A 25,855-nucleotide genomic window follows, 5' to 3' on the forward strand; every position below is an offset into this window, starting at 1 on the left:
CATGGGCGATGATGCGGTCATGAGCAGCAGCACCGCCGAACGCACCCGCCCCGGCCGCAGCGGCATCCTCGACGCCGCCACCCGGCTGTTCGCGGCGCAGGGCGTCTCCGGCACGTCGCTGCAGCAGATCGCCGACGCCGCCGGGATCACCAAGGCCGCCGTCTACCACCACTTCCCCACCAAGGAGCAGGTCGTCGCCGCCGTCCTCGCCCCCGCGCTCGAGGCCATCGACGCCATCGTGCGCACCGCCGGCGCCCACGAGGGCTCGCGGGCGATCACCGAGGCGGCGATCATCGGGCTCGCCGACCAGGCCGTCACCCACCGCGGCCGCTGGGCCGTGCTGCTCCAGGACGCCGCCGTCGAGGAGTACGTCCGCAACCACCCCGACCACGACGAGCTCTTCACCCGGCTGCGCGCGCTCCTCACCGGACCCGACCCCGCGCCGGCCACCCGGCTCCAGGTCGCGATCTTCCTGTCCGGCCTGCTCGGGCCGGCCCAGGACCCGAGCTGCGCCGACATCGACGACGACGCATTGCGGGCCGGCATCGTCCAGGCCGGGCGCCGGCTCCTGCTGCTCGACGAGCCCCCGGCCTGAGGCCGAGCCCCGAGACCGGAGGACCCGCACCGTGCTGCTCGAGATCCGCGGACACCACCTGCCCGGCCGGACCTGGGCCGGCGACACCGTCGCCCACGACGACGTCCACGTCGGCCTCCAGGTCGGGCGCGAACCCGCCGAGCTGGTCCCCGGGGACGCCGACCGCGCCACCTGGACCACCGAGCTGCGCCTGGTCGACCTGCCCGACGGCACCACCGACGTCCGTGGGCCGGCGGTCCAGGGCCGGCGCGGGGAACGCTTCGTCTACCTCACCTGGGGCGACCTCGGAGCCGACGGGGGCTTCGCGATGTTCCGCCGCGCCAAGCTGATGCTGGCCGACGTCCTCGCGCTCGGTGCGGGCACCGACCCGGGGCTCGGCCCTGACGACCACGTCGTCGCCACCGTCGACCTCACCGACGAACGCGGCGGACCGCGCTGCGCCCGGCTCGAGCCCCCCGCACTGACCCTCACGCTCGCCCGGGGTTGAGCACCCGGGACGCGGGGCAGGCTCGGCGACATGAGCGCTCCCGGTGCCGTCCCGCCCCCGCCGTCTCCGTCTCCGTCGCCGTCGTTCCCCGCGCCGGGCTACCCCGGACCGGGGAGCCGGAGCCGGAGCCCGATGGTGCTGCGCCACCTGATCAGCGCCGTGGTCGCGCTGGTGCTGACCCCGATCGGGATCATGGTGTTCGACTACGGCTCGGGCAAGTACCTCCAGGAGCGCGCCCGGACCTTCGACAACTCCAACGCCGCGGGCGAGCTCGTGCTGCTGGTCCTCGGCGCGCTGATCCTGCTGGCCGTCGCCGTCACCGCCCGGATCTCCGGGCTGGGCCCGGTGCTCGCGGGGCTGGTGTGGGGCGGGATCCCGTTCGTGTGGTTCGTCGCGGATCTGCCGGGCTTCTACGAGTTCGCGCAGGACCTGCCGTCGACGCACTTCTGGTTCACCGCGCCGAGCTACCTGTTCCCGCTCGTCGGCACGCTGCTCGTCGGGGCCGGGCTGGCCGGCGCCTGGCGCGGTCGGCTCCGCTAGACCTCGCGCTAGCCGCGGTCCTCGCGCAGGGTGTGCACGACGAGCGCGTTGGCGTGCCCGTGCCCCAGGCCGTGCTCGGCCTTGAGGAAGGCGACGAGGTCGCCGTGCTTGGCGCTCGCGTAGTCGGGGTGGGCGCGGAGGGTCTCCTGCCACGCGGCGATGGGGCGGCCGTACTTCTTCTCGATCGAGGGGAAGTACGACGCGGGGCCGGGGGCTGCCTTGGCGGTCTCGCTCATGGCCCTACCGACCCGCCGGCGTCCGGAAACTCATCGGTGAGGCCGGTCGCGGCGAACATCCGGGCATAGATCTCGCGGACCACCCGCTCCTTGCGGGCGTTGTACTGCATCCCGTGCTCGCCGGCCGCCGTCGCCGCCGCCGAGGCGCCCCGCTTGGCGTCCGCATAGCGCGCGCACTCGTCGGGGTTGCCGCGCAGCCAGTCGCGGAACAGCCGGTGCTTGACCACCTCGGGGCTGTCGGGGCCGAAGACGTGGAGGTGGCAGGCCGGCAGACCCGCGTCGGGTCGCGGGCGCAGCAGCCGGTGCTCGTGCCACCAGGGCTCGCGCACGCGCAGCTCGAAGCCGGCCTCCTCCAACGCCCCCACGTACGACGACTCGTCCCCCGCGTCGGCCACCACCAGGTCGACGTCGATCACCGGCTTGGCCGGGAGCCCGGGCACCGCGGTCGAACCGACGTGCTCGATCACCAGCGCCCGCCAGCCGAGCGCGCGTCGTACGACATCGGCGAGGTGGGCGAACTGGTCGGGCCAGGTGGGGTCCGGGTCGACGACGCGCACGTCCGGGCTCGGCCCGGCGCCGGCCACCCAGGGCGAGGCGCCCGGCGGTACCGGCGGGTCGTGGAAGGTGACGATGTCGTGGCGGCTGGGCACCCGATCACCCGACCAGCCCGTGCTCGTGCGCGAACACGACGATCTGGACCCGGTCGCGCAGCCCCAGCTTGCGCAGCACCGCGCCGACGTGGGTCTTGACCGTCGACTCGCTGAGGAAGACCCGTCCGGCGATCTCCTGGTTCGACAGGCCCTTGGCGACGGCCGCGAAGACCTCGCGCTCCTTGTCCGTCAGCGACAGGTACGACGCCGGCGGGTTCACCGTCGCCTGGAACTGGCTGTCGAGCAGCGTCGAGAGGTCGGCCGGCGCCAGCACGGCGTTGCCGGCGTGGACGGTGCGGATCGCGTCGCGCAGCATCACCGGCGTGGTGCCCTTGAGCAGGAAGCCGCTGGCGCCGTAGCGGATCGCGGCGGCGGCGCGGTCGTCGAGGTTGAACGTGGTGAGCACGACCACCCGGACCGGGCGCTCGCGGCGGGCCGCGCGGTCGGGCAGGAAGATCTGGCGGGTCGCCTCGACGCCGTCCATCTCGGGCATCCGGATGTCCATGAGCACCACGTCGGGCACCAGCTCGTCGACCAACCGGACCGCCTCGACCCCGTCGCCGGCGGTGCCGACGACCGTCATGCCCTCCTGGGCGTTGACGATCACCCGGACGCCCTCGCGGAAGAGCTCCTGGTCGTCGACGAGCAGGACGCGGATCGGTTCGCTCACCGCCCCATCATGGCGGGCGACGGGTCAGCGCGAGCGCATCGGCACCCAGGCCGTGGCGGTGAACGTCGGCGGGTCGGTACGACGGCGTACGTCGAGGTGGCCGCCGACCGCCTCGAGCCGGCGCCGCATGCCGTCGAGGCCCTGGCCACCGCCGGTCGGGGCCGGCAGGGTCGGGGGCGCGGAGGCGGCGAGGGCGATCGGCTGGGTCTCCGCGAGGTGCGGGAGGTCCTCGGGGACGGCGTTCTGCACCTCGATGCGCAGGTCGCCCTCCCAATGCCGCTCGACCAGGACCGGCCGGTCTCGGCGACCGTGCTTGATGGCGTTGGTGAGCATCTCCTGGAGCACCCGGAAGGCGACCACGCCGAGCTCGGGCGGCAGCGGCTGCGGCGTCCCGACCTCGGTGGTGACCACCTCGTGCCCGCTGGCCCGGACCCCGTCGACGAGGCTGTCGAGGTCGGCGTGCCGGGTGGCCGGCGGGGTCTGGCCCTGGTTCTGGCTGGCGGTCGAGGAGAGCACCTGGCGGACGTCGTCGAGCGAGGAGCGTGCCGACGTGGCGATGTTGGACATCGTGATCTTGAGGCCCTGGGTGTCGGCGTCCTCGAGGTACTGCGCCGACTCGGCCTGGGCCAGGATCACCGCCAGCGAGTGCCCGACGACGTCGTGGACGTCGCGGGCGAGCTGGGCCTGCTCCTCGCGGAGCTGGGCGATCTCCTCGGCCTGGTCGCGCTGCGCCTCGGCCGCGACCTGGGAGCGCCGGGAGAGCTCGGATCGGGCGGCGAAGCGGAGCGCGAGCCCGAGCAGCCAGGGCGTGGCGAGCAGGGCGATGCCGACGACGGCGCCGATGAGCCGCCAGTCGAAGCGGCCGGTCCGGTAGGCGTCGGCGGCGATGCCGTCGATGCCGATGATCTGGAGCGCCTCGTAGAACTCGTAGGGACTCAGCCACACGACCGCGACCACGGCGGCGAGCGGGATCGAGAGCCCGCTCAGCCACACGGTCGGGATCCGGCCCCAGCGGGCGCAGCCGAACGCGACCGTGGCGAGCAGCACCTGGGTCAGCAGCGGGTGGGTGCCCGACTGCACCTGCACCCCGGCGGTCACCCAGGCGGCGGCCAGCGCCACGCCGGGCAGGGCGCGGGAGAGGCCGACGGCGAGCGCGATGCCGGCGACGACCAGGACCGCGACCCACGGGTCGTCGTAGGCGTAGCGGTTGACCTCCGCCATCCCGAGGACGAACGTCGCCAGGGCCGCGGCGGCGTCCGGCAGCCAGCGCGTCACCTGCTTCACGCCGTCACCTCCGCCGTGGCCGGACCCACCGCCCGCCGCCGCGCGGACCAGCGCTGGACCGGCTGCTCGACGTACCGCCACGACAGGGCGGCCGCGACCAGGGTCAGCAGCGCCGCGGGGAGCGCGGGCAGCCACTGCGCGAGCGGGTAGTTCCACAGGTACGCCGCGTAGGACACGGTCCCGAGCGCGACCAGGACGCGCAGCGGACCGGTCACCGTGGTCCACTGCCGCCAGGCGAGGATCAGCACACCGGTGAGCACGGCGATGGCCGGACCTCCTGCCAGGTACGTGAGGACATGTCCCCGCAAGGGAACCACACTCAGCACGAGCAGCACGGCGAGGGCGGCGGGTGCCGCCCAGGACGGGACGGCGAGCCGGTCGCCGTACAGCCGGACGGCGGCGCCGACCACGAAGCACAGCGCCCAGCTGGTCGGCAGCGAGTACGCCAGGTCGGGGTCCTCGGCGAGCCACCAGGTGGTCGCCAGGCAGGCCAGCGTGGTGAGCAGTCCGGCCACGACGAGGGCGCGGCGGCGGCCGAGCAGCATCAAGGTGGCCGGCCAGACGAGGTAGAACTGCTCCTCGGTCGCGAGCGTCCACAGGTGGAAGGTCGCGTCGCTGGCGTGGCCGAACGGCAGGTTGCCGGTCCAGGTCAGCGCCCAGAGCACGGTCCAGCCGAGCTCGCCGCGGTCGCCGAGCGGGTCGAGCGCGAGCGTCACGACGACCACGCCGGCGACGAGCACCACCAGCGGCGGCACGAGCCGCAGCGCGCGGCGGGCGTAGAAGTCCCGCAGCCGCGGGCCCTTCTCCAGCACGCCGGTGATCAGGTAGCCCGACAGCGCGAAGAACATCACCACGCCGACCACGCCCGCGCCGGGCGCGAGGTCGGGCAGCGCGTGGCGCAGGATCACCAGCCCGACCGCGATCCCGCGGAGCAGGTCGAGCCCGTCGATCCTCACCGGTGCGCGGCCCGGACGAGCTCGTCGAGCAGGTCCGGGTAGGAGAGGCCGGCGGCGGCGAACATCCGCGGGGCCTGCGAGTGCTCGGTCATCCCGGGCACGGTGTTGACCTCGTTGAGGACCGGTCCGGCGTCGGTGAGGAAGAAGTCGATCCGGGCCAGGCCGGCGCAGCCCAGCGCCTCGTAGGCCGTCACGGCGGCGTCCTCGAGCGCCTTGGCGTCGGCCTCGTCGATCGCGGCGGGGATCCGGAAGTCGGCGTGGCCGCCGTACTTGGCGTCGTAGTCGAAGAGCCCGTCGACGACGATCTCCAGCGCGGGCGGCACCAGCAGGCTGCCGTCGGCGCGGCGCAGCACGGCGACGTCGATCTCGCGGCCGGTGACGACGTCCTCGACCAGGACCCGGTCGTCGAGCGCGAAGGCGGCGTCGAGCGCGGGCCGCAGCCCCGCGGGCCGGTCGACCAGCGTGACGCCCTGGCTCGACCCGGCGGCGACGGGCTTGACCACGACCGGGTGCGACCACTCCAGGTGCGCGGCGGTGGCGGCGGTGACCAGGCGGCCGGATGCGGTGGCCAGGCCGACCGCCTGGGCGACGAGCTTGGTCGCCCACTTGTCCATCGCGAGCGCGCCGGGACGGATCCCGGAGCCGACGTACGGCAGGCCGGCCAGCTCGCAGAGGGCGGCGAGCGCGCCGTCCTCACCGCGCGGACCGTGCACGACGGGGAAGACCACGTCGCACCCGCGCAGCACCTGCGCGGCACCGCTGAGCCCGATCGGTCGCCCGCCCCGGTCGTGCCAGGTGCCGTCGCGGCCGATGGTGAGCGGGACGACGTCGTACAGCGCGGGGTCGAGAGCCGTCACGACCGAGGCCGCGGAGGCCAGGGAGACGTCGTGCTCGCAGTTGTGGCCGCCGCCGATGACGGCGACCCGGGTGCGGGTCCTCATGCCAGGCTCCTCAGGTGGGGCACCGCGGCGGTCCGGCGCGCGACCCGCGCGCCCAGCCCGGTGACGATCTCGTGCTCGATGGTCCCGGCCCAGCCGGCCCACTCGGCGACGGTCGGCTCGCCGTGCGTGCCGGGGCCGAAGACGGTGACCGGCTCGCCCGCGTCGGCGCCGCAGGCGCCGAGGTCGACGACGACCTGGTCCATCGAGATCCGGCCGACGACCGGGCGCCGGGCGCCGCGGACCAGCACCTCGGCCCGGTCGGACGCGACCCGGGGCAGGCCGTCGGCGTAGCCCAGCGGCACCAGCCCCAGGTACGTCGACCCGCCGGTGCGGTGCGCGTGGCCGTAGCCGACGCTCGTCCCGCCGCGCACGCGTCGTACCTGGACGAGGGGGGCGGTCAGCGTCATCGCCGGCGCCAGCGCGGTGCTCCGGGACGGGTCGATCCCGACCAGCCCGGCGCCGACCCGGCTCATCGTGTGGTGCGTGCGCGGGTCGGTGAGCGTCGCGGCGGTCGCGGCGAGGTGGCGCTGCCGCGGGCGCAGGCCGGCGGCACGGGCGACCTCGACGGCCCACGCGAAGCGGTTGCGGCCCAGCGCGTTGCACGCGTCGGCCGGGTCGTCGGCGCAGCCCAGGTGGCCCATCACTCCCACCACCTCGACCGCGCCGCACAGCTCGGCGCGACGGGCGATCCGGCACAGCTCGGGCCACGCGGCGGGCTCGGCGCCGTCGCGGGCCATGCCCGCGTCGACGTGCAGGTGGATCCGGGTCCGGCCCGGCGCCGCGACGACCGCACCCAGGTGGGCCGCGCTCGGGACCGCGACCTCGACGTCCTGCGCGGTGGCGGCGGCGAAGTCGGCGTCGACCGGGTTGAGCCAGCTCAGCACCGGCGCGACCAGTCCCGCCTCGCGCAGCGGCCACGCCTCGGCGAGGCTGGTGACGCCGAGCCGGGTGGCACCGTGGGCGAGCGCGGTCCGGGCGACGTCGAGAGCACCGTGCCCGAAGCCGTCCGCCTTGACCACGGCCATCAGCTCGCCGTGGGTGCTCGCAGCGAGCCGCTCGGTGTTGCGGGCGACGGCGGTCAGGTCGACGCTCAGCTCCGGACCCGCCACCACGGCCGGCCCGCTCGTCCGGGTCTGCACGGCCAGTCCGCCGCTCATGCCGCCACCGCCGCGGACAGCGGCCCGTAGAGCGCCTGCGGGGCTCCGATGGTCAGCGCCCAGTAGCGGTCGCCGTAGCTCCAGTGCCACCACTCGGTCGGGTAGTTGACCAGCTCCTGCTCCTCCAGCACGTCGGCCAGCAGCGCGCGGTGCGCGCGGGCGTCCGGGCCGATCCCGGCCGCGGCGAACCAGCAGCGGCCGTCGCTCTGCTCGGGCGTCGCGTCGATCGCCGTACCGAGGTCGAGCTCGTCGCCGAGCACGTCGACCAGCGTCAGGTCGACCGCGGCACCGGCCACGTGCGGCGCGACCTCGACCGGCGCCACGAACCGGCTGCTCAGCCGGGCGAGCTCGACCGCGTCGATCTCGGGGTGCAGGGCGCGCAGCTCGCCGTCGTACCGGGCGATGATGGCGCGCTGCTCCGCGACCGGGCGGAACCCCTCGACCACCCGGAGCCGGACCCCGGCCGGCAGCCGCCGGTCCGCCGCGACCAGCCGCTCGGCCAGCCCGGCACGCACCAGTGCACCGGCCGGGGACAGCTCGTGCGGGAGCCGCACCAGCGGCTCGCCGTTCTCGACCACGGGCACGGCCCGCACGCGGGGATCGGACAGGAGGATCGTCATGGCTCCACGCTAGGAAGCGGGGAGGGTTCACCACCTCAGCCTGAGGTGCCGGCGGCGGTCCTCAGGTGCCGGGCCCGTCAGTCGGTGGGACGACAGCCCTCCGTCGGGACCGGCACGGCGCGCACCTCGCCCATCGCGCTGGACGCCCGGGCGCGGCCGAGGTTCCACTCCAGCCAGTCGTCGTCCGAGCGGCTCCAGCCCGACAGCGCGCACGCCCGCTCGGCGGCCGGCAGCTCGGAGAGGACCGGGACGGCGTCGTCGGAGAGACCGTCCAGGTAGGCCCAGTCGACGCGTCCGGTCTGCTCGTAGCGGTCGACGTTGTGCCGGGCGATCCACGCATCGGGGTTGGCGGCGGCCAGGCCGAGCAGGGCGACGGTGCCGCTGATCAGGGCGAAGCGGGGCAGCCAGCCCGCCTTGAGCACGAGACCCGCGGCCATCACGGCGAGCACGAGCAGGCCGAGCCAGGCCTCGAAGACGTCGACCAGCAGGCGGAGCCGGGTGAACCCGTAGGCCTCCTGGTAGACGTCCATCCGGTACAGCGCGGACGCGACGACCACGAGCGTCTCGACGCACAGCGCGCCGAGCGCGCCGCGCAGCCAGAGCCGGTCGGACGCTGTCGCGCGGGGCGCCTTGCGCGCGGCGACGGCGATGACGAGCAGGGTCAGCACGGTGGCGACGGTGAGCTGGGCGAAGCCCTGGTGGACGTACTCGGCGTAGGTCAGGCCCGTCGTCCGGCGCAGGTAGGCGTGGCCGCCGAAGACCACCGTGGCCTGGGCGACGAGGAAGACCGCGAACATCGCGACCACCACGAGCACCGGGGCGAGCCACTCGTAGCGCCGGGCGACCGGCCGCGCGCCGGGTGTCGCGCCCGCGCCCGTGCGCTCGCGCTCGAGTCGCGGCGGGTTGAGCGCAAGGTACGCCGCGGCGAGCACGGTGCCGCCGACGGCGACGGTGACGAAGCCGCGCAGGACGACGTTCTCGGCGCTGAGGTCGGGGACGACCGCGCCCAGCCACTCGGCGACGAGGGCGTCGGCCGAGGCGAAGAGCGCCCCGAAGACGACGAGGCCGAGGGCCGACCAGACCAGCGTGCGGACCAGGGCCGCGCCGTGGCCGAGGCCGGGCAGGGCGCCGAGGGTGCGGCCCAACCAGGGCAGTCCGCGCAGACCCGCGGCCGGCCACATCACGCCGGCCAGGAGGAAGCCGCCGAGGGTCCGGCCGCGGGTCACGCCGACGACGCACACACCGGCGCCGGTCAGGAGGCACAGCACGACGATCCACTCCGCGTCGCGGACGACGGCCGTGCCGGCGAGCAGCACGCACAGCGCCGCGCAGGTCAGCGTGAACGGGTCGCGCCGCCGCGGGCTGGCGACGAGGACGACAGCCCCCGCGCCGAGCAGCACCAGGAAGGTGCCGATGCCGAGGGCGCGCTCGGGCAGCACGAGGCCGCCGAGCAGGCCGGCGCCGAGCGCGCCGAGGAGCAGGCCGACCCGGGCCGGTACGCCGCGCTCGGGCCAGAACGTGCCGAGCAGGTCGTCGGTCACCGGAACCCCGGCCACGGGGGCGGGGGCCGGGGCCGGGGCAGGCGCGGGGGCCGGGACAGGGGGCGTCGGCGCGGGCATCGCGACCTCCTGGGGTCGAGGGGTGGGGGCGAGCGGGAGGTCGACGCGCACCCGGGCACCGGTGGTGCCGGGGACGGGGTCGACGAAGCCGATGGAGCCGCCGTGCAGGTCGGTGACCCAGCGGGCGATGGCGAGACCGAGCCCGGTGCCGCCGGTCGCGGCCGACTCGGGGTGGGTGCCGAACGGCGCGAACACGCGCTCCCGCTCGGCCGCGGGGACGCCGGGCCCGGAGTCGCGGACCTCCAGCAGGTAGCGCTCGCCCTGCGGTCGCGCGGTGACCAGGACGGTGCCGTCGGCCGGGCTGTGCCGGGAGGCGTTGTCGAGCAGGTTCGCGACGAGCTGGTGCAGCCGGGCCGGGTCGGCGACGACCACCAGGTCGGGCGGGGTCACCCGGACGTCGTACTGGACGCCGCGGCCGAGCGCCTCGGCCTCGGCGACCGCGTCCGCCAGCAGCACGGCGAGCGGGACCGGCCGGGCGGCGAGGGGCGCGCGGCCGGCGTCCACCCGGGCGAGGTCGAGGAGGTCCTCGACGAGACCGCTCATCCGCTCCGCCTGGGCGAGCGCGGTGCCGAGCGCGTCCAGGTCGCGCGGACCGACGCCGTCGATGACGTTCTCGAGGACGGCGCGCAGCCCGGCCAGCGGCGTGCGCAGCTCGTGACTGACGTTGGCGACGAGGTCCCGGCGCTGCTTGTCGACGCCGGCCAGGTCGCGGGCCATCGTGTTGAAGGCGCGGGCCAGCTCGCCGACCTCGTCGCGCGAGGTGTCGGTGACCCGGACGTCGTAGTCGCCGGTCGCCATCCGCCGCGCGGCCGCGGTCATCTGGCGCAGCGGCGAGGTCATCCCGACGGCGAGCAGCTGGGTGAGGGCGAGCGCGAGCCCGATGGTGACCGGGATGCTCAGCCAGGCCGGTACGCCGCCCGCGGTGCCGATCGCGCCGACGGCGGCGGCGAGCGTGGCGCTGGCCGCGACGAGGAGGCCGAGCTTGACCTTGATCGAGCGGACGCCGACGAGCGGCTGGGCGCTCACGACCGGTCGCCGCCGATCTCCAGCGCGTAGCCGACCCCGTGCGCGGTGCGGACCAGGTCGGCACCGACCTTGGCCCGCAGGCCCTTGACGTGGCTGTCGACGGTGCGGGTCCCGGTCGCGCCGTCCCAGCCCCAGACCTCGGCGAGCAGCTTCTCCCGGGTCACCACCGCGCCCGGGGTCGCGGCCAGGCACAGCAGCAGGTCGAACTCGGTGGGCGTCAGCCGCACCTCGTCCTCGCCGCGCCACACCCGCCGGGCCGGCGCGTCGACCCGCAGGTCACCGAGCTCGAGCGCGCGCCGCCCGGCCAGCTCGGCCGCGCGGTCCACCCGGCGCAGCAGGGCGGACACCCGGGCGACCACCTCGCGCATCCGGAAGGGCTTGGTCAGGTAGTCGTCGGCGCCGACCCCGAGCCCGACCAGCACGTCGGCCTCGTCGGCGCGGGCGGTGAGCATGAGCACCGGCACCGGACGCTCGGCCTGGATCCGCCGGCACACCTCGTGGCCGTCGTACCCGGGGAGCATGACGTCGAGCAGCACCACGTCGGGCGCGTGCTCGGTGTGCGCGGCGACGGCACCCGGCCCGTCCCAGGCGCGGACGACGTCGTACCCCTCGGCGTCGAGGCGGTCGGCCAGCGCCTGGTTGATGACCGGGTCGTCCTCGACGACGAGGACCGTCCGCCGGCGCGCGCTCTCCATGCTCCGAGGCTACGAGCGTGGCGGGCCGGGATGCGGGGACGACGTGTGGAGGTTCTGTGCAGATCGCCGACGGCGCCGCGTCAGCGGTAGGTCACGCGGCGCACCAGCACCTCGAACGGCCCGCGCCGCCCCCGCCGGGCCAGCCCGTCGGCGAGCACCACGGAGCCCGCCCAGACCGCAGTCGCCAGCAGCGCCGTCGTGGCGACGGTGAGCCGCCCGGAGAGGTCGAGCAGGAAGGGCGTGAACACGAGCGCCCACGCCACCGACTGCAGCAGGTAGCAGGTCATCGAGCGCTGCCCGGCCGCCGCCAGCGCGCCGACCACCCGACCCGGCGACCGGCCCCGCCTCTCGAGCCGCTGGGCCACGAGCGTGACGAGTGCGGCGTACCCCAGGCCGCCGAGGACCCCGGTCGCGGCGTGCAGTGGCCCGATCAGGTCGAGCACGTCCGCGCCGGGCACCTCCCTGACTCCGGCCAGGACCAGCGCGACCGGCTGGGCCCCCAGCACCGCGACCGGTACGCCGACCGCGGCGATCGCCACCAGCGCCCGCCGGGTCTCCGTGGGCCGCTCGAGCAGCCGGCGACGTCCCGCCCACAGCCCGAGCAGTGCCGGGCAGGCGAAGCCGAGCGGACCCAGCAGCGCCACGATCGCGAGGCCGATCGGGCGGTCGGTGAACAGCGCGGCGAGGTCCGGCGGCAGCATCGAGGAGTCGGGCCGGTCGGTGCTCACCGACGACGAGCCCTCGGAGGGCAGCGCGTTGAGGACGAAGAACAGCGCCGCGGTCACCAGCAGCCACCGGTCGTGCCAGAACACGACCCAGGCGCCCACGAGGAGCAGCACGCCGTACATCGCGAGGATGTCGCCGACGTAGAAGAACAGGCCGTCGACGAGGCCGACGGCGATGAGCACCCCCGCGCGGCGCCAGAGCAGGTGCCGGACCTCGCGCCGGGGTCGGTCGCCCTGGCGGCGGACGATGTGCGCGACGCCGTACCCGAAGAGGAAGCCGAACATCGGGAACGCCCGGCCGTCCACGAAGGTCGAGATCACCCAGGTGACCGCGTGGTCGAGCGCGGAGCCCGCGACGGGGAACCCGCCGCGGACCGCTTCACCGGCCCCGAGGAAGTAGTGCGTGTTGGCCAGCGCGATGAACAGCAGCATCCAGCCCCGCGCCAGGTCCGGCCCGAGCGCCCGTGCCGACAGCGCGATCGGGCCCGTGGACGTGCTGGTCACGGGCCCAGTCAACCCTGCTCAGCGCTGGGAGTACGACCGCCCGGGCTGCGGCGCGCCGAGCAGCTCGCTCACGGTGACCAGGTGGTAGCCCTGGCGGCGCAGCAGCTTGATCACCTTGGGCACCGCGTCGACCGAGGTCCGGTGGATGTCGTGCATCAGGATGATCCGCCCCGGCCGGGCACCGCCGCGGACCTTGGCCACGATCGGCGGGACCGCACGGTTCTTCCAGTCGAGGGTGTCGACGCTCCACAGCACCTGGGCGAGCCCGAGGCTGCGCGCGATCCGCAGGACGCGGGCGTCGCTGGCGCCGTACGGCGGGCGGAACAGGGTGGGCTTGTGCCCGGTGACCTGCTCGACCAGGAGCTGGGCCCGGACCAGCTCGCCGCGGATCGCCCGCGGGCGCAGCGTCGTGAGCTGGCGGTGGTCCCAGGTGTGGATGCCGATCTCGTGGCCCTGCCGGGCGACCCGGGCGAGCGTCTCGGGATAGGTCTGCACCTGCTGGCCGAGCACGAAGAACGTCGCCGGGGCGTCCGCGCGGCGCAGCACGCGCAGCAGCCGGTTGGTGTCGGTGACCGGGCCGTCGTCGAAGGTCAGCGCCACGCACTTGACCTTGCGGCAGTTGACGCGGGGCTTGTCCGTGCCGCCGGTCGCGCCACCGGTGGCGCCGTCGGTGGCGCCGTCGGTGGCCGGCGGGGTGGCCGGGTCCGTCGGGTCCGTGGGCGCCGTGGTCTCGGGGGACGGCGGGACGCTCGGCAGGTCGTCCCCCAGCGGCGGCTGGTCGATGGCCGCCTGGCGCGCCCGCTCACCGAAGGGCGAGAGCAGCGCCGCCGTGGCGGCCTCGTCGAGCACGACCGCGACCACCCCGGCACTGCCGGGCGCGACGTCGTACTGGGCGAAGCGGACGCGGAGCCGTCCGTCGTCGGTGAAGTCGACGTCGGGCGCCCCCTGCTCCAGGCTCGACGAGACGAGCGACCGGTCGATGTCGGGGTCGTCGATCGCCGCGAGCACCGCGGTCTCGAGCGCCGCAGGACTGCGGACCAGCCCGGCGTTCGCCCGCAGCCGGCCGGAGGCCCGGTCGTACCACCAGGTGCGCCCGGCGGTCTCGCCGTTGGCCCCGGCGAACAGGTAGCTCTCCAGCCGCACGCCGACGACCTCGTCGTCGTCCGCGACCAGGCGCCACGCGATGTTGAGCTCGGGCGCGGACGTGCCGCCGTCGGTCTCGCCGTACTCGTGGGTGAACTGGTCGACCGTCGCCTTCACGTAGCGGTCGAGCGCCTTGCTCAGCCGCTGCGCGTCCCGCACGTGCGGCCAGGTCGCGTGGAAGCGCGGGTCGTTCGAACTCAGCGATCGCGTCTGCACCTCGGGCTCGGCGTGCTTGCCCCGCGGTTCGGGACTGGTCGCATCGGCGTTGCACGCGGCGAGGGCCGCGACGCAGACGAGCAACCAGGGGACGAGCAGGCCGGCGTACCGGCGACGGTGGGGGGAGAGGCGCACACAGGTGAGACGCACGGCGAGGCGAAGTGGTTGCCCCGACCTGACGTGCGTGACGCCACATTCTCCGGACGGACGTCCGGAATCTCGCCGAGCAGGCACGCGCGCCGTTGACCGGGCTGGAGCGCGTGCCGAGACTGGCCGGCATGACGCTCGCCCGGAAGCCGTTCGCGAGAGCCATCAAGGCGGGACTTGCGACAGGCGTGGCCACGCTGGTCGCTGTCGTCGCGATGCTCGCCGCCACGACCACGTCCGCCTGGGCGACCAATTACACCCCCTACGGCGGCCCGAGCGTGACCTTCGTCGGCACCGGCGTCACGTTCACCGACGTGATCAGCAGCACCTCCGTCGCTTGCTCGACGGCGGACCTGTCGGGATCGGTGGCCAGCCCCGGCACGATCCGTGTCTGGGGAGCCAACGCCGCGACCGTGACCTCGGTGAGCATCAGCGGCTGCACCAACCCCACGGCCGGGGCCACCTTGTGCTCGGTGTCCTCCACGGTGAGCTGGGGGTTCGCGATCACCGGGCCGATCTCCGGCGGTCTGTGGCCGGCCAAGGTGACCGGCGTGAACCAGGTGGTGACCTGCGGGGACTGCGTCTTCGCCCTGGTCGGCGACATCAACGGCAAGTTCAACGCGAACCCCACCGGCACCGGGGCCCAGCGGTTCACCCCCAACGCCGGCGCCTCCGGGCTCGTCGTCGCGAGCTCGCCCCCGCCCACGCTCCCGTGCGTGAACGCCGACATCGTCGCGGGCGACCCGTTCGCGGTCGGCGGCTACTGGACCAACACCGCAACCCTCCCGCTGACCATCACCTGACCACGACCGGACCGTTCAGGCGCCCGACCACTCCGGCCGCAGCACGCTGTAGAGGTAGAGGTCGCGGAAGGCGCCGTCGCGCCACTGCGAGCCGCGCGCGGTGCCCTCGCGGGTGAAGCCGGCCTTCTCCAGCGAGCGCTGCTCGGCGTGGTTGGCGACGTCGGTCGCGGCCTCGACGCGGTGCACCGAGGTGTGCCGGAAGAAGAGGTCGACGAGGGCGACCTGGGCGGCGGTGCCGGCGCCGCGGCCGCGGGCCTCGGGGCGCAGCCAGATGCCGATCATGGGGTTGCGGGAGTCGGGCATGGGGCCCCACTGCTGCCAGATCCAGGTGACGTCGCCGAGCAGCACCCCGCCCCCATCCCGTACGGCGAACGCCCCCGGCTCGCGCAGCACCGCCGGCGGTGGGCCCGATCGCCGGGGTCGCGGTCCGAAGTCGTCGAAGGGCGAGTCGCCGCCCGCGAGCAGGGGCAGGTCGGCCTCGGTGACGGGTTCCAGCCGGATCTCCATGCCGACGATCGTGGCACGGGGCCGGATCAGCAGCCGCCGACGACCTGGCCGACGACCTTGCGCAGGGCGCGGCGCAGCACCTGCTGCTCCTCGTCGTCGAGGACGTCGAGGACGAGCTTGCGGACGTGGGCGACGTGCCCGGGGGCGGCGGCGACCAGGACGTCGTACCCGGCGGGGGTGAGGATCGCGTGGGTGAACCGGCCGTCGCTGGGGTCGGGCTCGCGGCGGACCAGACCGCGCTTCTCGAGGCGTCTCATGAGGTGCGAGAGGCGGGAGAGCTCGGAGCCGGCGAGCAGGGCGAGGTGGCTCATCCGCATGGTGTGCCCGGGCTGGTCGGAGAGGCCGGCCAGGACGTAGTACTCCAGGAAGCTGAGGTCGGCGTCGGCCTGGAGCTGTCCACCGAGCGCGCCGGGCAGGGTGCTGAGCACCAGATGCAGGGTCTGCCAGGTCTCCAGCTCGTCGGGAGTCAGCCAGCGCGGCTCGTCGGGCACGGGCGCAGTCTAGGCGACTTGAATGTTCAAGCCAATCGGGTCTAGGCTTCTCATGAACATTCAAGTCATCACCAGGAGAACCTCGTGAACGTCGTCGTCTGGGTCGTCACCGGCCTCCTCGCCGCCCTCTTCCTCATGGCCGGCACGATGAAGCTGGCCAAGTCCAAGGAGCAGGTCCTCGCCGACCCGCGGATGGGCTGGGCCGAGGCCTACTCGCCCGCGATGCTCAAGGTCATCGGCGGTGCCGAGGTCCTCGGCGCGCTCGGCCTGGTCCTGCCCGGCGCGCTCGGGATCGCCACCGGACTGGTCCCCGCCGCCGCGATCGGCCTCGCCGTGATCATGGTCGGCGCGGTGCTCACCCACCTGCGCCGTGGCGAGATGCAGAGCGTCGTGATGAACGTCGTCCTGCTCGCGCTCGCCGTCTTCGTCGCCGTCGAGCGGATCGGGCCGCAGGCCTTCTGAGCCGTGCTCAGCGCCGGCTCTTGATCGACTTCATGGTCAGCCGCGAGTCGACGCGGCTGATCGCGGGGTCGCCCATGAGCCGGGTGCTGAGCCACTGCTCGTACGACTCCAGGTCGCGGGTGCGCACCCGGATGAAGTAGTCGGGCAGGCCGAACATCCGGCGGAACTCGACGACCTCGTCCATCGCCGCGGTGCGCTCCTCGAAGGCCTCCACGGTGACCCGGTCCTTGGCCACGATCTCGGCGTGGATGATCACCTCGAAGCCCCGGCCCAGCGCCACGTGGTCGACGGTCGCCGTGTAGCCGGTGATGATCCCCTCGGCCTCGAGCCGGCGGACCCGGCGCAGGCAGGGGGCCGGGGTGAGGCCGACCCGGTCGGCCAGCTCCTGGTTGCTCAGGCGCCCCTCGCGCTCGAGAAGATCGATGATGGCGCGATCCAGCGAATCCACGAAACTATCTTGCGCCACCGGGCACCCGCTGAGCAATCTTCGCAATCAAAGTGCGCGGCAATTCGCCTAGCGTCGACGCCATGATCCAGCACCTCCGGACGGCGGCCCGCGACGCCGGCGGCGTGTGGGCCGGGCTCTTCGCGCTGGGCATCGGCTTCGGCGTCCTGGTCACCGAGCACGGCCTGCCGTGGTGGCTGGCGCCGGTCATCTCGGGGGTGGTGTTCGCGGGCTCCGCGGAGTTCGTGCTCGTCGGCCTGATCGCCGTCGCCGCCCCCATCGCCACGGTCGCCCTGACCACGTTCCTGGTCAACAGCCGGCACCTGTTCTACGGCCTCTCCTACCCGCTGGACCGGATCGAGGGGCGCGCGGCCAGGGCCTACAGCGTCTTCGCCCTCTGCGACGAGGCGTTCGCGATCCTCACCGCACGCGGGGGCCGCGAGCTGACCGCGGGCCGGGCCGTGGCCACCCAGCTCGGCATCCACCTGTCGTGGGTGAGCGGCGCGGCCGCCGGCGCCCTGGCCGGGTCGGCCTTCCTGCACGGCCTGCAGGGCGTGGACTTCGTGCTCACCGCGCTCTTCGTCGTCCTCGCCCTCGACGCCTACCGGGCCGACCCCGACCGCCTCGCCCTCGGTACGGCGCTCGGCGCCGCCGGGCTCGCCTGGGCGATCGCCCCCGGCTCGATGCTCCTGGTCGCCCTCAGCGGCTACACCGCCGTGCTCGTCGTCCGGCACTGGTGCGCACCGCGGGCGGTCGAGCATGCCTGAGCCCGGGTACGTCGCCGGGGCCCTGGCCGCCGCGGTCGCGGTCACCGTCGCCCTGCGCGCGCTGCCGTTCGTCGCCAAGGCCGCGGTCAAGGACTCTCCCCTGCTCGCCGACCTCGGTCGCTGGATGCCGCTCGGCGCGGTCACCGTGCTCGCCGTCTACGGCGTCAGCCGGATCGACCTGACCGGCCCCGACCGCGGCGCCGGCGGGCTGCTCGGCGTCGCGGTCACCATCGCGGTGCACCTGTGGCGGCACAACCTCCTGCTCAGCATCGTCGCCGGGACGACGGTGTGCGTGGCGGTCAGCTCCCTGCTCTGAGCCTTCACCCGCGCTTCATCCGCCCGGACCTACGGTCGGACCATGACCGCGCTGATGGAGCACCTGCTGGCCCTGCCGGCCTGGCTGGCGCTGCTGGCCGTGTTCCTGCTGCCCGCCCTGGAGTCGTCGGTCTTCCTCGGCTTCGTGATCCCCGGCGAGCTCGCGCTGCTGCTCGGCGGTGTGGTCGCCGGGCAGGGGCACCTGGCGCTCGGCGCCGTGCTCGCCGCGGGGGTCACGGGCGCGGTCGCCGGCGACGCCGTCGGCTATGTCGTCGGCCGGCGGTGGGGTCGGCGGATCCTCGACGGCACCCTGGGCCGCTTCGTCCGTGCCGAGCACCTCGACCGCGCCGAGCACGCGCTGGCCCGGCGCGGTGGCTGGACCGTCCTGCTCGGCCGGTTCACCGTCGCCCTGCGGGTGCTGGTCCCGGGCCTGGCCGGGATGGGCCGGATGCCGTACCGCCGCTTCGCGCTCTTCAACGTCCTCGGCGCCCTGCTGTGGGGCAGCCTCATGGTCGCGGCCGGCTACCTCGCGGGCGCGAGCTGGCAGCACGCCCAGCACCTGGTCACCGTCGCGGGACTCGCCGCCACCGGCGCGGTCGTCCTCGTGCTCGTGGTCCGCCACCTGCGGCGGCGGCGCACTACCGTGGGGCTGTGATGCGGGCACTGGTCGCCGAGGACGACACCCGGCTCGCGGACCTCCTCGCCGAGTCGCTGGCCGAGGCCGGCTGGCAGGTCGACGTCGTGCACGACGGGCGCTCGGCCTACGACCGGCTCCTCACCGACACCGGGTACGACGTCGCGCTGCTCGACTGGATGCTCCCCGGCCGCGACGGGGTCAGCGTCGCGCGCCAGCTGCGGAGCCTCGGCCTGACCACGCCGATCCTCATGCTCACCGCGCGCGGCGACGTCCGGGACCGGATCGAGGGGCTCGACGCGGGTGCCGACGACTACCTGCCGAAGCCGTTCGACCTCGACGAGCTGCTCGCCCGGCTGCGTGCGCTCTACCGCCGCAACAGCGTGACCGGCGCCGCGCCCGTCCAGGTCGGCGACCTCGTCGTCGACCCGGTCGCGCGTCGCGTCGTCCGGCGCGGCCAGGAGATCACGCTGTCCGCGCGGGAGTTCGACATCCTCTACCTGATGGCCTCACGGGCCGGTCAGGTCGTCACCCGGCTGACCATCCTCGACGAGGTGTGGGACGGCGAGACCGACCTGCGCAGCAATGTCATCGACGTCCACCTGGCCGCGATCCGGGCCAAGATCGACCGGCCGTTCGACACCCAGACGATCACCACCCTGCGCGGGGTCGGCTACCGGCTCGACCCCACCCCGGCGGCCGGATGACCCCGGTCCGCGCCCGGCTCTCCCGGCTCCCGCTGCGCGTCCGGCTGGTCGCGGGCTTCTCGGCGGCGACCTTCGTGGTGCTGCTCGCCGCGGGCGCGCTCGTCTACTGGCGCGTCGACTACGCCCTCGACCGCAACCTCGACGCCGAGCTCGAGCAGGCCGCGTCCACGCTCACGCCGCTGGTCGCTGCGACCGGCGAGGTGACCAACCGGGACGCCGCCGCGGCGACCGGCGTCGCCTGGCAGGTCGTCGACGGCGACGGCCTCCTGCTCGACCGCGGTGGACCCGCGGGCACCACCCCGATGCTGTCGCGCAGCCAGCTCGCCGAGGCCGGCACGCAGACCCGCACCTTCAACGTCGGCGACTTCGACATCCTGCCCGAGGCGGCGCGCGAGCCCTACCGGGTCCAGGTCACCGGGACGCCGACCACGCCGTCGTACCACCTGTTGGTGGCGGTCCGCCGCGACCACCGCGACGAGGCGCTGCGCGAGCTGCTGCTCCAGCTCGTCGTCGCCGGCATCGGGACGCTGCTCATCACGGCGTTCGTGGGTGACCGGCTGGCCCGGGCGGCGCTGCGGCCCGTCGAGCGCTACCGCCAGCAGGCGGCGGCGATCGCGGCCGGCGCGACAGACCTGCGCCTCGACGTACCGCCGGGGCGCGACGACGAGGTGACCCGGCTCGGGCACACGTTCAACGACATGCTGGCCGCGCTGGAGCGGGCGCTCGACCGGGAGCGGCACTTCGTCAACGAGGCCAGCCACGAGCTGCGGACGCCGATCACGCTGCTCGCCGGGCGGATCCAGCTCGCCCGTCGCCGGCGGCGTACGCCCGACGAGCACGAGCACGTCCTGAACGAGCTCGAGATCGACGTCGCCCGGCTGGCCCGGCTCGCCGACCAGCTCCTCACGCTGGGCAGCACCGCGGCGACGAGCGCTCCGCGCGAGACCGAGCACAGCGACCTCGCCGCCGTCGCGGCCCGGATGGTCAGCCAACGCCGGCTGGCCGACCCCGGCCGGGCCGGGGACATCGTGCTCGACCAGCTCGCCACCACGGTCCCCGTCGCGCTGGCCGACGTCGAGGCCGAGCGGATCCTCGGCAACCTCCTCGACAACGCGCTCCACCACGGCGCTGCGCCCGTCCAGGTCACCGTCGACCGGCCGGCGCCGGGGTGGGCCCGGCTCCGGGTCGCCGACGCCGGGCCGGGGATGGCGCCCGACCTACTCGCCACCGCCACCCAGCGCTTCACCCGGGCCGCGGAGGCGCGGACCCGGCCGGGCGCCGGCCTCGGACTCGCGCTCGTGGCCGCCCTGGTCGAGCGGGCCGGCGGCGAGCTGCGGCTGTGCCACGACGGGCGGCACCATCCCTCCCCCGCGCCCGGCACTCCCGACTGCGACCACGGTCCGGAGCTGACCGTGACGGTGCTGCTGCCCGCAGGCCCCGCTCAGGCCTGACCGGCCAGCACGGCCAGCCCGTCGAGCGCCCGCTCCAGCGCGAACTCCCACGCCGCGGCCGGATCGGCGACATCGCCCATCGCGGCGCCCGCCGCCGCGCCGACCCGCTGGGCGAGCGCGAAGTCCTCCCCGACGTACGTCGCCAGCCGGGCGCCCCACGCGGGCCAGTGCGCGGCCAGCTCGCCCGCGCGCGGGTCGGGCCGGGCCGACCGGGCGGCGCCGCGGACCAGGTCGAGCACGAAGGTCAGGGCCGCGTCGCAGGCCACGTCGTCGAGGCCCAGCGGGGTCAGGGCGGCGAGCTCGTGGTCGTACTTCGCGATGGTGCCCGGCCCGAGGGCGGTGCGCTGGTCGGTGACGTCGAGCAGCCAGGGGTGCCGGACGAGGAGGGCGTGGTTGGCCTCGGCCACCCGGCGCACGCGGGTGCGCCAGCCGGTCCGGCCGTAGGCGGGCAGCGGCATCCGCGCGTGCACGGTGTCGGCCATCATCACCAGCAGGTCGTCGCGGCTGTTGACGTGGGTGTAGACCGACATCGTCGACAGGCCCAGCTCCGCCGCGAGGGTGCGCACGGTGACCGCGGCCAGGCCCTCGGCGTCCGCGTCGGCGAGGGCGATCGCCGCGTCGACCACCTCGGACGTGCTCACCCGGGCCTTGGGTCCGCGGCGTCCCGCGGGCGGAGCGCCGGGGTGGTCGCGCCACAGCAGGTCGATCAGCTCGCGCGGCATCAGCAACTTCCTCCGGAACTCGGGAACCTCCCGGCCATCGTAGGCGTTCTCACTCCGTACACCGCACGATGTACGCCGTACATAGTTTAACGAGAGGACTCCTCATGAAGATCACCAGCAGCGCGATCTCCCTCAACGTCCCCGACCCGGCGGCCTCCGCCCGGTTCGCGGCCCACCTCGGCTTCACCGAGGAGATGTCCGCCGACGGCTTCATCTCGCTCGGCCACCCGAGCGCCGGCCTCAACGTGATCTTCCTGCGCACCGGGCTGGCGTCGTTCAAGCCTGCCCGGATCGCCGGGGACGCCGGTCAGGGCACGCTCCTCGCGTTCGTCGTCGACGGGCTCGACGCCGAGTTCGAGCGGATCTCCGCGGCGGGCGCCACCGTGGTCACCCCGCCAGAGACCGAGCCGTGGGGCGAGCGGTTCTGCCAGTTCTCCGACGACAACGGGATCGTCTGGCAGCTCGTGGAGTGGGTGTCCTGAGTATCCGTACGGTGCCGGAGGGTTGACCAGGGGGGGCACGGTGGACCCATGCGTCCCCCCACCCCCCTGATCCTCGCCGCCCGGCTCCTCGCCGTCGCGATCATCGCCCTCTTCGGCGTCGTCCTCGCCCTTCCCCGGGGCGGGGACGGCGTCGCGATCGCCGCCACCGGGCTGCTCGCCCTGGCCCTGACGGGCCTCCTCGTCGCCGGCCACCTCAGCCGCCGGGTCGGTACGGCGCCCGCCGTGGTCACCGCGGTCGGCGGCCTCGCGGTCGCCGGCGCGGAGATGTATCTCCACAGCCTCCCGGCCGACGGCGCCGACATCCCGCTCGCCGGGGTCGGCATCCTCTTCCTCGGCGTGATCGCGCTCGTCGTCGGCGCGATCACGCTCGGCCTGGGCTCCGGCCCTCAGAAGTCCTCGTCGAACCCCACGGACCCGGTCACCCCGACCTGATAGGCCGAGACCCGGCGCTCGAAGAAGTTCGACAGCTCCTGCACGTCCTGCAGCTCCATGAACGCCAGCGGGTTGGCCGATCCGTAGATCGGCTCCAGGCCCAGCCGCTGCATCCGCCGGTCGGCGACGTGCTCCAGGTAGGCGCGCATGTCGGCGGTCGACAGCCCGGCCACCCCCTGGCCGAGCAGGTCGTCCGCGAACTGCGCCTCGGCGTCCACGCCCTCGATGAGCATCTGCCGGATCTCGGCGGCCATCTCGTCGTCGAAGAGCTCCGGCTCCTCCTCGCGCACCGTGTCGACGACGTCGAACGCGAACGCCATGTGCATCGACTCGTCGCGGAACACCCAGTTGGTCCCCGAGGCGAGGCCGTTGAGCAGCCCGCGCGAGCGCAGGAAGTACACGTAGGCGAAGGCCCCGTAGAAGAAGAGCCCCTCGATCACCGCCGCGAAGCAGATCAGGTTGAGCAAGAACGCCCGCCGGTGCTCACGGGTCTCGAGCTGGTCGAGCTCGAAGACCTTGTCGATCCACTTGAAGCAGAAGTCCGCCTTGTGCTTGATCGACGGGATGTTGTCGACCGCCGCGAACGCCTCGTGCCGCTCGGTCTCGTCGGGCACGTAGGTGTCGAGCAGGGTCAGGTAGAACTGCACGTGCACGGCCTCCTCGAAGAGCTGCCGGCTCAGGTAGAGCCGCCCCTCCGGGGAGTTGATGTGCTGGTAGAGGTTGAGCACCAGGTTGTTCGCCACGATCGTGTCGCCGGTCGCGAAGAAGGCCACCAACCGCGAGACCAGGTGCCGCTCGGCGTCGGTGAGCCGGCTCAGGTCCTTGAGGTCGGAGTGGAGGTCGACCTCCTCGACGGTCCAGGTGTTCTTGATGGCGTCGCGGTAGCGCTCGTAGAAGTGCGGGTAGCGCATCGGCCGCAGGGTGAGGTTCATCCCCGGGTCGAGCAGCATCCGGGTGGTGGTGGCGGTGTGGTCGGTGGCGGTCACTGGCAGGCCTCGCAGCTCTCGGGGTTCTCGAGGGAGCAGGCGATCGCTTCCTCGTCGGCGGTCGTGGGGGTGGGCAGCACGGCGACGGTCGCCTGCTGGATGCGCGAGGCGGGTCGCGAGCGCAGGTAGTACGTCGTCTTCAGCCCGCTCTTCCAGGCGAAGGCGTACATCGACGACAGCTTGCCGATCGTCGGTGCGGCCATGAAGAGGTTGAGCGACTGCGACTGGTCGATGAAGCCCTGCCGCTCGGCGGCCATCTCGACGAGCGCCTTCTGCGGGAGCTCCCAGGCGGTGCGGTAGAGCAGCCGTACGTCGGCCGGGATCGCCGCGATCCCCTGGATCGAGCCCTCGGCGCGCTTGATCTCCTCGCGGACCTCGGCGGTCCACAGGCCGCGCGCCTTGAGCTCGCGGACGAGCGCGGAGTTCACCTGGAGGAACTCCCCCGACAGCGTCTCGCGCTTGAACAGGTTGGAGACCTGCGGCTCGATGCACTCGTAGCAGCCGGCGATCGAGGCGATCGTCGCCGTCGGCGCGATCGCGATGAGCAGCGAGTTGCGCAGGCCGTGCTCGGCGACGCGCTCCTTGAGGGCGGCCCAGCGCTCGGGCTGGGTGACGGTGGCGCCCCACAGGTCGGGGTGCAGGTCGCCACGGGCGGCCCGGGTGGCGTCGTACGCCGGGTGCGCGCCGTGCACGGCGGCGAGCTCGCAGGAGACCTCGAGCGCGGTCAGGTAGATCTCCTCGGAGATCCGGGTCGACAGCGCGCGGGCCTCCGGGGAGTCGAAGGGCAGGCCGAGCGCGAAGAAGACGTCCTGCAGCCCCATCAGGCCCAAGCCGACCGGACGCCAGCGCGGGTTGGACGCCGCCGCCTCGGGGCTCGGGTAGTAGTTGATGTCGATGACCCGGTCCAGGAAGGGCACCGCGGTGCGCACGGTCGCGCGGAGCTTGTCCCAGTCGAGGTCGCCGTCGGCGAGGTGCTGGCCGAGGTTGACCGAGCCGAGGTTGCACACGGCGGTCTCGCCGTCGGAGGAGACCTCGATGATCTCGGTGCACAGGTTCGACAGGTGCACGACCGGCTGCCGCGGCCCCGGGGTGTCGGTGGTCTGGTTGCAGAACCGGTTGGCGGCGTCCTTGAAGGTCATCCAGCCGTTGCCGGTCTGGGCGAGGGTGCGCATCATCTTGGCGTAGAGGTCGCGGGCCTTGACCTGGCGCACGTACCGGCCCTCGGCCTCGATCCGGCGGTAGGCCTCGTCGAACGCGGTGCCCCACAGGTCCGGCAGCTCCGGCGCCTCGTTCGGGTCGATGAGCGACCACGTCTCGTCGGCCTCGACCCGGCGCATGAACTCGTCGGGGATCCAGTGCGCCAGGTTGAGGTTGTGGGTCCGCCGGGCGTCCTCGCCGGTGTTGTCGCGCAGCTCGAGGAACTCCTCGACGTCGGGGTGCCACGGCTCCAGGTAGACGCATGCCGCGCCCTTGCGGCGCCCGCCCTGGTTGACCGCGGCGACCGAGGCGTCCAGCGTGCGCAGGAACGGCACGATCCCGTTGGACTGGCCGTTGGTGCCGCGGATCAGCGCGCCGCGCGAGCGGACCCGGGAGAAGCCGATGCCGATCCCGCCGGCGAACTTCGAGAGCTGGGCGACCTGGAGGTAGCGCGCGTAGATCGAGTCGAGCTCGTCGCGCGGGCTGTCGACGAGGTAGCACGACGACATCTGGGTGTGCCGGGTGCCGGAGTTGAAGAGCGTCGGGCTGCTCGGCAGGTAGGCCAGGCTCGACATCAGCCGGTAGAAGCCGATCGCCTCCTGCGGGGTGCGGGACAGGCCGCAGGCCACGCGCAGCAGGAAGTACTGCGGCGTCTCCAGCACCAGCCGGGTCGTCGGGTGCCGCAGCAGGTAGCGGTCGTAGACCGTGCGCAGGCCGAAGTACTCGAAGCGGCGGTCGGCGTCCTCGTCGATCGCGAAGTCGAGCTTGCGGGCGTTGTCCTTGACGAAGGCGGCGGTCTCGTCGCCGATCACGCCCTCGGCGTGGCCCAGCGCGACGGACTGGCTGAACGAGGCCACGCCCTGGTTGCGGACTTCCTTGTCGACGTACCCGGCGAGCAGCCGGGCCGCCAGCCGCGAGTACGCCGGCTCCTCGCCGATCAGCTCGGCCGCGGTCTGGATCGAGAGCCGGTCGAGCTCGGCGGTGGTCGCGCCGTCGTACAGGCCGCTGATGGTGCGCGTGGCGACCCGCATCGGGTCGACGTCGGGCAGGTCGGCACTGACCCGGTCGACGGCGCGGACGATCTTGGTGACGTCGACGCTCTCGGTCTCGCCGTTGCGCTTGCGCACCGTCATGGTGGTGCGGGTGGGTGACTCGGTGACGGTCACTGGCTTCTCCCCTCGGAGTCTGGCTCGCGAGGGGACGACAGCAGGGGAGGCGCCCC

Annotated in this window: 30 protein-coding genes; 12 read left to right on the forward strand and 18 right to left on the reverse strand. The window is 74.0% G+C overall.

All coding sequences use genetic code 11. The features are described 5' to 3' along the window. Positions 1–19: 19 nt before the first annotated feature. Genes CCO04_RS10540 through CCO04_RS10550 form a run of 3 tightly spaced genes read left to right on the forward strand, consistent with a single transcriptional unit; the run spans position 20 to position 1,622 of the window. A complete protein-coding gene (locus CCO04_RS10540; RefSeq protein WP_215814102.1) occupies positions 20–595 on the forward strand; it encodes a TetR/AcrR family transcriptional regulator in 576 nt (191 codons plus the stop codon). A gap of 31 nt (positions 596–626) precedes the next feature. Beyond that, positions 627–1,082, forward strand: a complete 456-nt coding sequence (locus tag CCO04_RS10545) for a DUF5990 family protein (RefSeq protein ID WP_215814103.1) — start codon at positions 627–629, stop codon at positions 1,080–1,082. 30 nt (positions 1,083–1,112) lie between these two features. Next, complete coding sequence (locus CCO04_RS10550) at positions 1,113–1,622, forward strand: hypothetical protein (protein WP_215814104.1); 510 nt, start codon at positions 1,113–1,115, stop codon at positions 1,620–1,622. An 8-nt stretch (positions 1,623–1,630) separates the two neighbouring features. Here the strand turns inward: CCO04_RS10550 and CCO04_RS10555 are convergent, their stop codons facing one another. The 12 genes from CCO04_RS10555 to CCO04_RS10610 form a co-directional block, all read right to left on the reverse strand. Beyond that, on the reverse strand, positions 1,631–1,858 hold the full coding sequence (locus tag CCO04_RS10555) for a DUF4287 domain-containing protein (protein WP_215814105.1): 228 nt from the start codon (positions 1,856–1,858) through the stop codon (positions 1,631–1,633). Then, positions 1,855–2,508, reverse strand: coding sequence for a GrpB family protein (locus tag CCO04_RS10560; RefSeq protein ID WP_215814106.1), 654 nt, complete (start codon positions 2,506–2,508; stop codon positions 1,855–1,857). Before CCO04_RS10560 ends, CCO04_RS10555 begins: the two co-directional genes overlap by 4 nt. A gap of 4 nt (positions 2,509–2,512) precedes the next feature. Beyond that, entirely contained in the window at positions 2,513–3,178 is a 666-nt protein-coding gene (locus CCO04_RS10565) for a response regulator transcription factor (protein WP_215814107.1), read from the reverse strand. Positions 3,179–3,202: 24 nt separating this feature from the next. After that, positions 3,203–4,462 carry a histidine kinase gene (locus CCO04_RS10570; protein ID WP_215814108.1) on the reverse strand — a complete coding sequence of 420 codons (1,260 nt, stop codon included), beginning with the start codon at positions 4,460–4,462 and terminating at the stop codon, positions 3,203–3,205. After that, a complete protein-coding gene (locus tag CCO04_RS10575; protein ID WP_215814109.1) occupies positions 4,459–5,418 on the reverse strand; it encodes an acyltransferase in 960 nt (319 codons plus the stop codon). The genes CCO04_RS10570 and CCO04_RS10575 overlap by 4 nt, the downstream gene beginning before the upstream one ends. Further along, positions 5,415–6,359, reverse strand: coding sequence for a D-alanine--D-alanine ligase family protein (locus tag CCO04_RS10580; RefSeq protein WP_215814110.1), 945 nt, complete (start codon positions 6,357–6,359; stop codon positions 5,415–5,417). Before CCO04_RS10580 ends, CCO04_RS10575 begins: the two co-directional genes overlap by 4 nt. Continuing rightward, on the reverse strand, positions 6,356–7,516 hold the full coding sequence (gene alr, locus CCO04_RS10585) for an alanine racemase (RefSeq protein ID WP_215814111.1): 1,161 nt from the start codon (positions 7,514–7,516) through the stop codon (positions 6,356–6,358). The genes CCO04_RS10580 and alr overlap by 4 nt, the downstream gene beginning before the upstream one ends. Continuing rightward, a complete protein-coding gene (locus CCO04_RS10590) occupies positions 7,513–8,136 on the reverse strand; it encodes a M15 family metallopeptidase (RefSeq protein ID WP_215814112.1) in 624 nt (207 codons plus the stop codon). The genes alr and CCO04_RS10590 overlap by 4 nt, the downstream gene beginning before the upstream one ends. Before the next feature lie 77 nt (positions 8,137–8,213). Then, positions 8,214–10,781, reverse strand: a complete 2,568-nt coding sequence (locus tag CCO04_RS10595; protein ID WP_215814113.1) for a DUF4153 domain-containing protein — start codon at positions 10,779–10,781, stop codon at positions 8,214–8,216. After that, positions 10,778–11,476, reverse strand: a complete 699-nt coding sequence (locus CCO04_RS10600; protein ID WP_215814114.1) for a response regulator transcription factor — start codon at positions 11,474–11,476, stop codon at positions 10,778–10,780. Before CCO04_RS10600 ends, CCO04_RS10595 begins: the two co-directional genes overlap by 4 nt. 80 nt (positions 11,477–11,556) lie before the next feature. Further along, a complete protein-coding gene (locus tag CCO04_RS10605) occupies positions 11,557–12,705 on the reverse strand; it encodes a DUF418 domain-containing protein (protein WP_308281174.1) in 1,149 nt (382 codons plus the stop codon). Between the two features lie 18 nt (positions 12,706–12,723). Further along, positions 12,724–14,199, reverse strand: a complete 1,476-nt coding sequence (locus tag CCO04_RS10610; protein ID WP_215814115.1) for a polysaccharide deacetylase family protein — start codon at positions 14,197–14,199, stop codon at positions 12,724–12,726. 143 nt (positions 14,200–14,342) lie between these two features. Here CCO04_RS10610 and CCO04_RS10615 point away from each other — a divergent pair, with 143 nt between their 5' ends. Next, positions 14,343–15,014 (forward strand): hypothetical protein, encoded by a 672-nt coding sequence (locus CCO04_RS10615; protein ID WP_215814116.1) that lies wholly within the window; start codon positions 14,343–14,345, stop codon positions 15,012–15,014. Between the two features lie 15 nt (positions 15,015–15,029). On the opposite strand, the gene CCO04_RS10620 is transcribed toward CCO04_RS10615, so the two are convergent. Both CCO04_RS10620 and CCO04_RS28475 read right to left on the reverse strand, forming a co-directional pair. Next, complete coding sequence (locus CCO04_RS10620) at positions 15,030–15,521, reverse strand: GNAT family N-acetyltransferase (RefSeq protein WP_215814117.1); 492 nt, start codon at positions 15,519–15,521, stop codon at positions 15,030–15,032. Positions 15,522–15,547: 26 nt separating this feature from the next. Then, positions 15,548–16,012, reverse strand: coding sequence for a MarR family winged helix-turn-helix transcriptional regulator (locus CCO04_RS28475; protein ID WP_215814118.1), 465 nt, complete (start codon positions 16,010–16,012; stop codon positions 15,548–15,550). A gap of 84 nt (positions 16,013–16,096) precedes the next feature. Here CCO04_RS28475 and CCO04_RS10630 point away from each other — a divergent pair, with 84 nt between their 5' ends. Then, entirely contained in the window at positions 16,097–16,474 is a 378-nt protein-coding gene (locus CCO04_RS10630) for a DoxX family protein (protein WP_215814119.1), read from the forward strand. A gap of 7 nt (positions 16,475–16,481) precedes the next feature. Here CCO04_RS10630 and CCO04_RS10635 read toward each other — a convergent pair whose 3' ends face one another. After that, positions 16,482–16,922 carry an Lrp/AsnC family transcriptional regulator gene (locus CCO04_RS10635; protein WP_215814120.1) on the reverse strand — a complete coding sequence of 147 codons (441 nt, stop codon included), beginning with the start codon at positions 16,920–16,922 and terminating at the stop codon, positions 16,482–16,484. An 80-nt stretch (positions 16,923–17,002) separates the two neighbouring features. Here CCO04_RS10635 and CCO04_RS10640 point away from each other — a divergent pair, with 80 nt between their 5' ends. From CCO04_RS10640 to CCO04_RS10660, 5 genes are read left to right on the forward strand one after another with little or no spacing between them, the layout of a single operon-like run. Continuing rightward, entirely contained in the window at positions 17,003–17,686 is a 684-nt protein-coding gene (locus CCO04_RS10640; RefSeq protein ID WP_215814121.1) for an AzlC family ABC transporter permease, read from the forward strand. Further along, positions 17,679–18,002, forward strand: a complete 324-nt coding sequence (locus CCO04_RS10645; protein ID WP_215814122.1) for a branched-chain amino acid transporter permease — start codon at positions 17,679–17,681, stop codon at positions 18,000–18,002. The genes CCO04_RS10640 and CCO04_RS10645 overlap by 8 nt, the downstream gene beginning before the upstream one ends. A gap of 42 nt (positions 18,003–18,044) precedes the next feature. Then, the gene (locus CCO04_RS10650) at positions 18,045–18,656 is read left to right on the forward strand and encodes a DedA family protein (RefSeq protein WP_215814123.1); all 612 of its coding nucleotides are present in this window, start codon (positions 18,045–18,047) and stop codon (positions 18,654–18,656) included. Beyond that, positions 18,656–19,342 carry a response regulator transcription factor gene (locus tag CCO04_RS10655; protein ID WP_215814249.1) on the forward strand — a complete coding sequence of 229 codons (687 nt, stop codon included), beginning with the start codon at positions 18,656–18,658 and terminating at the stop codon, positions 19,340–19,342. The genes CCO04_RS10650 and CCO04_RS10655 overlap by 1 nt, the downstream gene beginning before the upstream one ends. Continuing rightward, positions 19,339–20,793, forward strand: coding sequence for a HAMP domain-containing sensor histidine kinase (locus CCO04_RS10660; RefSeq protein WP_215814124.1), 1,455 nt, complete (start codon positions 19,339–19,341; stop codon positions 20,791–20,793). Before CCO04_RS10655 ends, CCO04_RS10660 begins: the two co-directional genes overlap by 4 nt. Here the strand turns inward: CCO04_RS10660 and CCO04_RS10665 are convergent. Then, the gene (locus CCO04_RS10665) at positions 20,784–21,515 is read right to left on the reverse strand and encodes a TetR/AcrR family transcriptional regulator C-terminal domain-containing protein (RefSeq protein ID WP_215814125.1); all 732 of its coding nucleotides are present in this window, start codon (positions 21,513–21,515) and stop codon (positions 20,784–20,786) included. The two genes, CCO04_RS10660 and CCO04_RS10665, sit on opposite strands and share 10 nt — an antisense overlap. 104 nt (positions 21,516–21,619) lie before the next feature. Here CCO04_RS10665 and CCO04_RS10670 point away from each other — a divergent pair, with 104 nt between their 5' ends. Both CCO04_RS10670 and CCO04_RS10675 read left to right on the forward strand, forming a co-directional pair. Next, positions 21,620–21,997: a glyoxalase/bleomycin resistance/extradiol dioxygenase family protein gene (locus tag CCO04_RS10670; protein ID WP_215814126.1), complete on the forward strand. Its 378-nt coding sequence runs from the start codon at positions 21,620–21,622 to the stop codon at positions 21,995–21,997. A 48-nt stretch (positions 21,998–22,045) separates the two neighbouring features. Beyond that, entirely contained in the window at positions 22,046–22,450 is a 405-nt protein-coding gene (locus tag CCO04_RS10675) for a hypothetical protein (protein WP_215814127.1), read from the forward strand. Here the strand turns inward: CCO04_RS10675 and CCO04_RS10680 are convergent. Next, positions 22,405–23,436, reverse strand: a complete 1,032-nt coding sequence (locus CCO04_RS10680) for a ribonucleotide-diphosphate reductase subunit beta (protein ID WP_215814128.1) — start codon at positions 23,434–23,436, stop codon at positions 22,405–22,407. The genes CCO04_RS10675 and CCO04_RS10680 overlap by 46 nt on opposite strands. Further along, on the reverse strand, positions 23,433–25,799 hold the full coding sequence (locus CCO04_RS10685) for a ribonucleoside-diphosphate reductase subunit alpha (protein ID WP_215814129.1): 2,367 nt from the start codon (positions 25,797–25,799) through the stop codon (positions 23,433–23,435). The genes CCO04_RS10680 and CCO04_RS10685 overlap by 4 nt, the downstream gene beginning before the upstream one ends. Between the last annotated feature and the right edge of the window lie 56 nt (positions 25,800–25,855).

Source organism: Pimelobacter sp. 30-1, assembly GCF_018831735.1.
Classification (GTDB): Bacteria; Actinomycetota; Actinomycetes; order Propionibacteriales; family Nocardioidaceae; genus Nocardioides.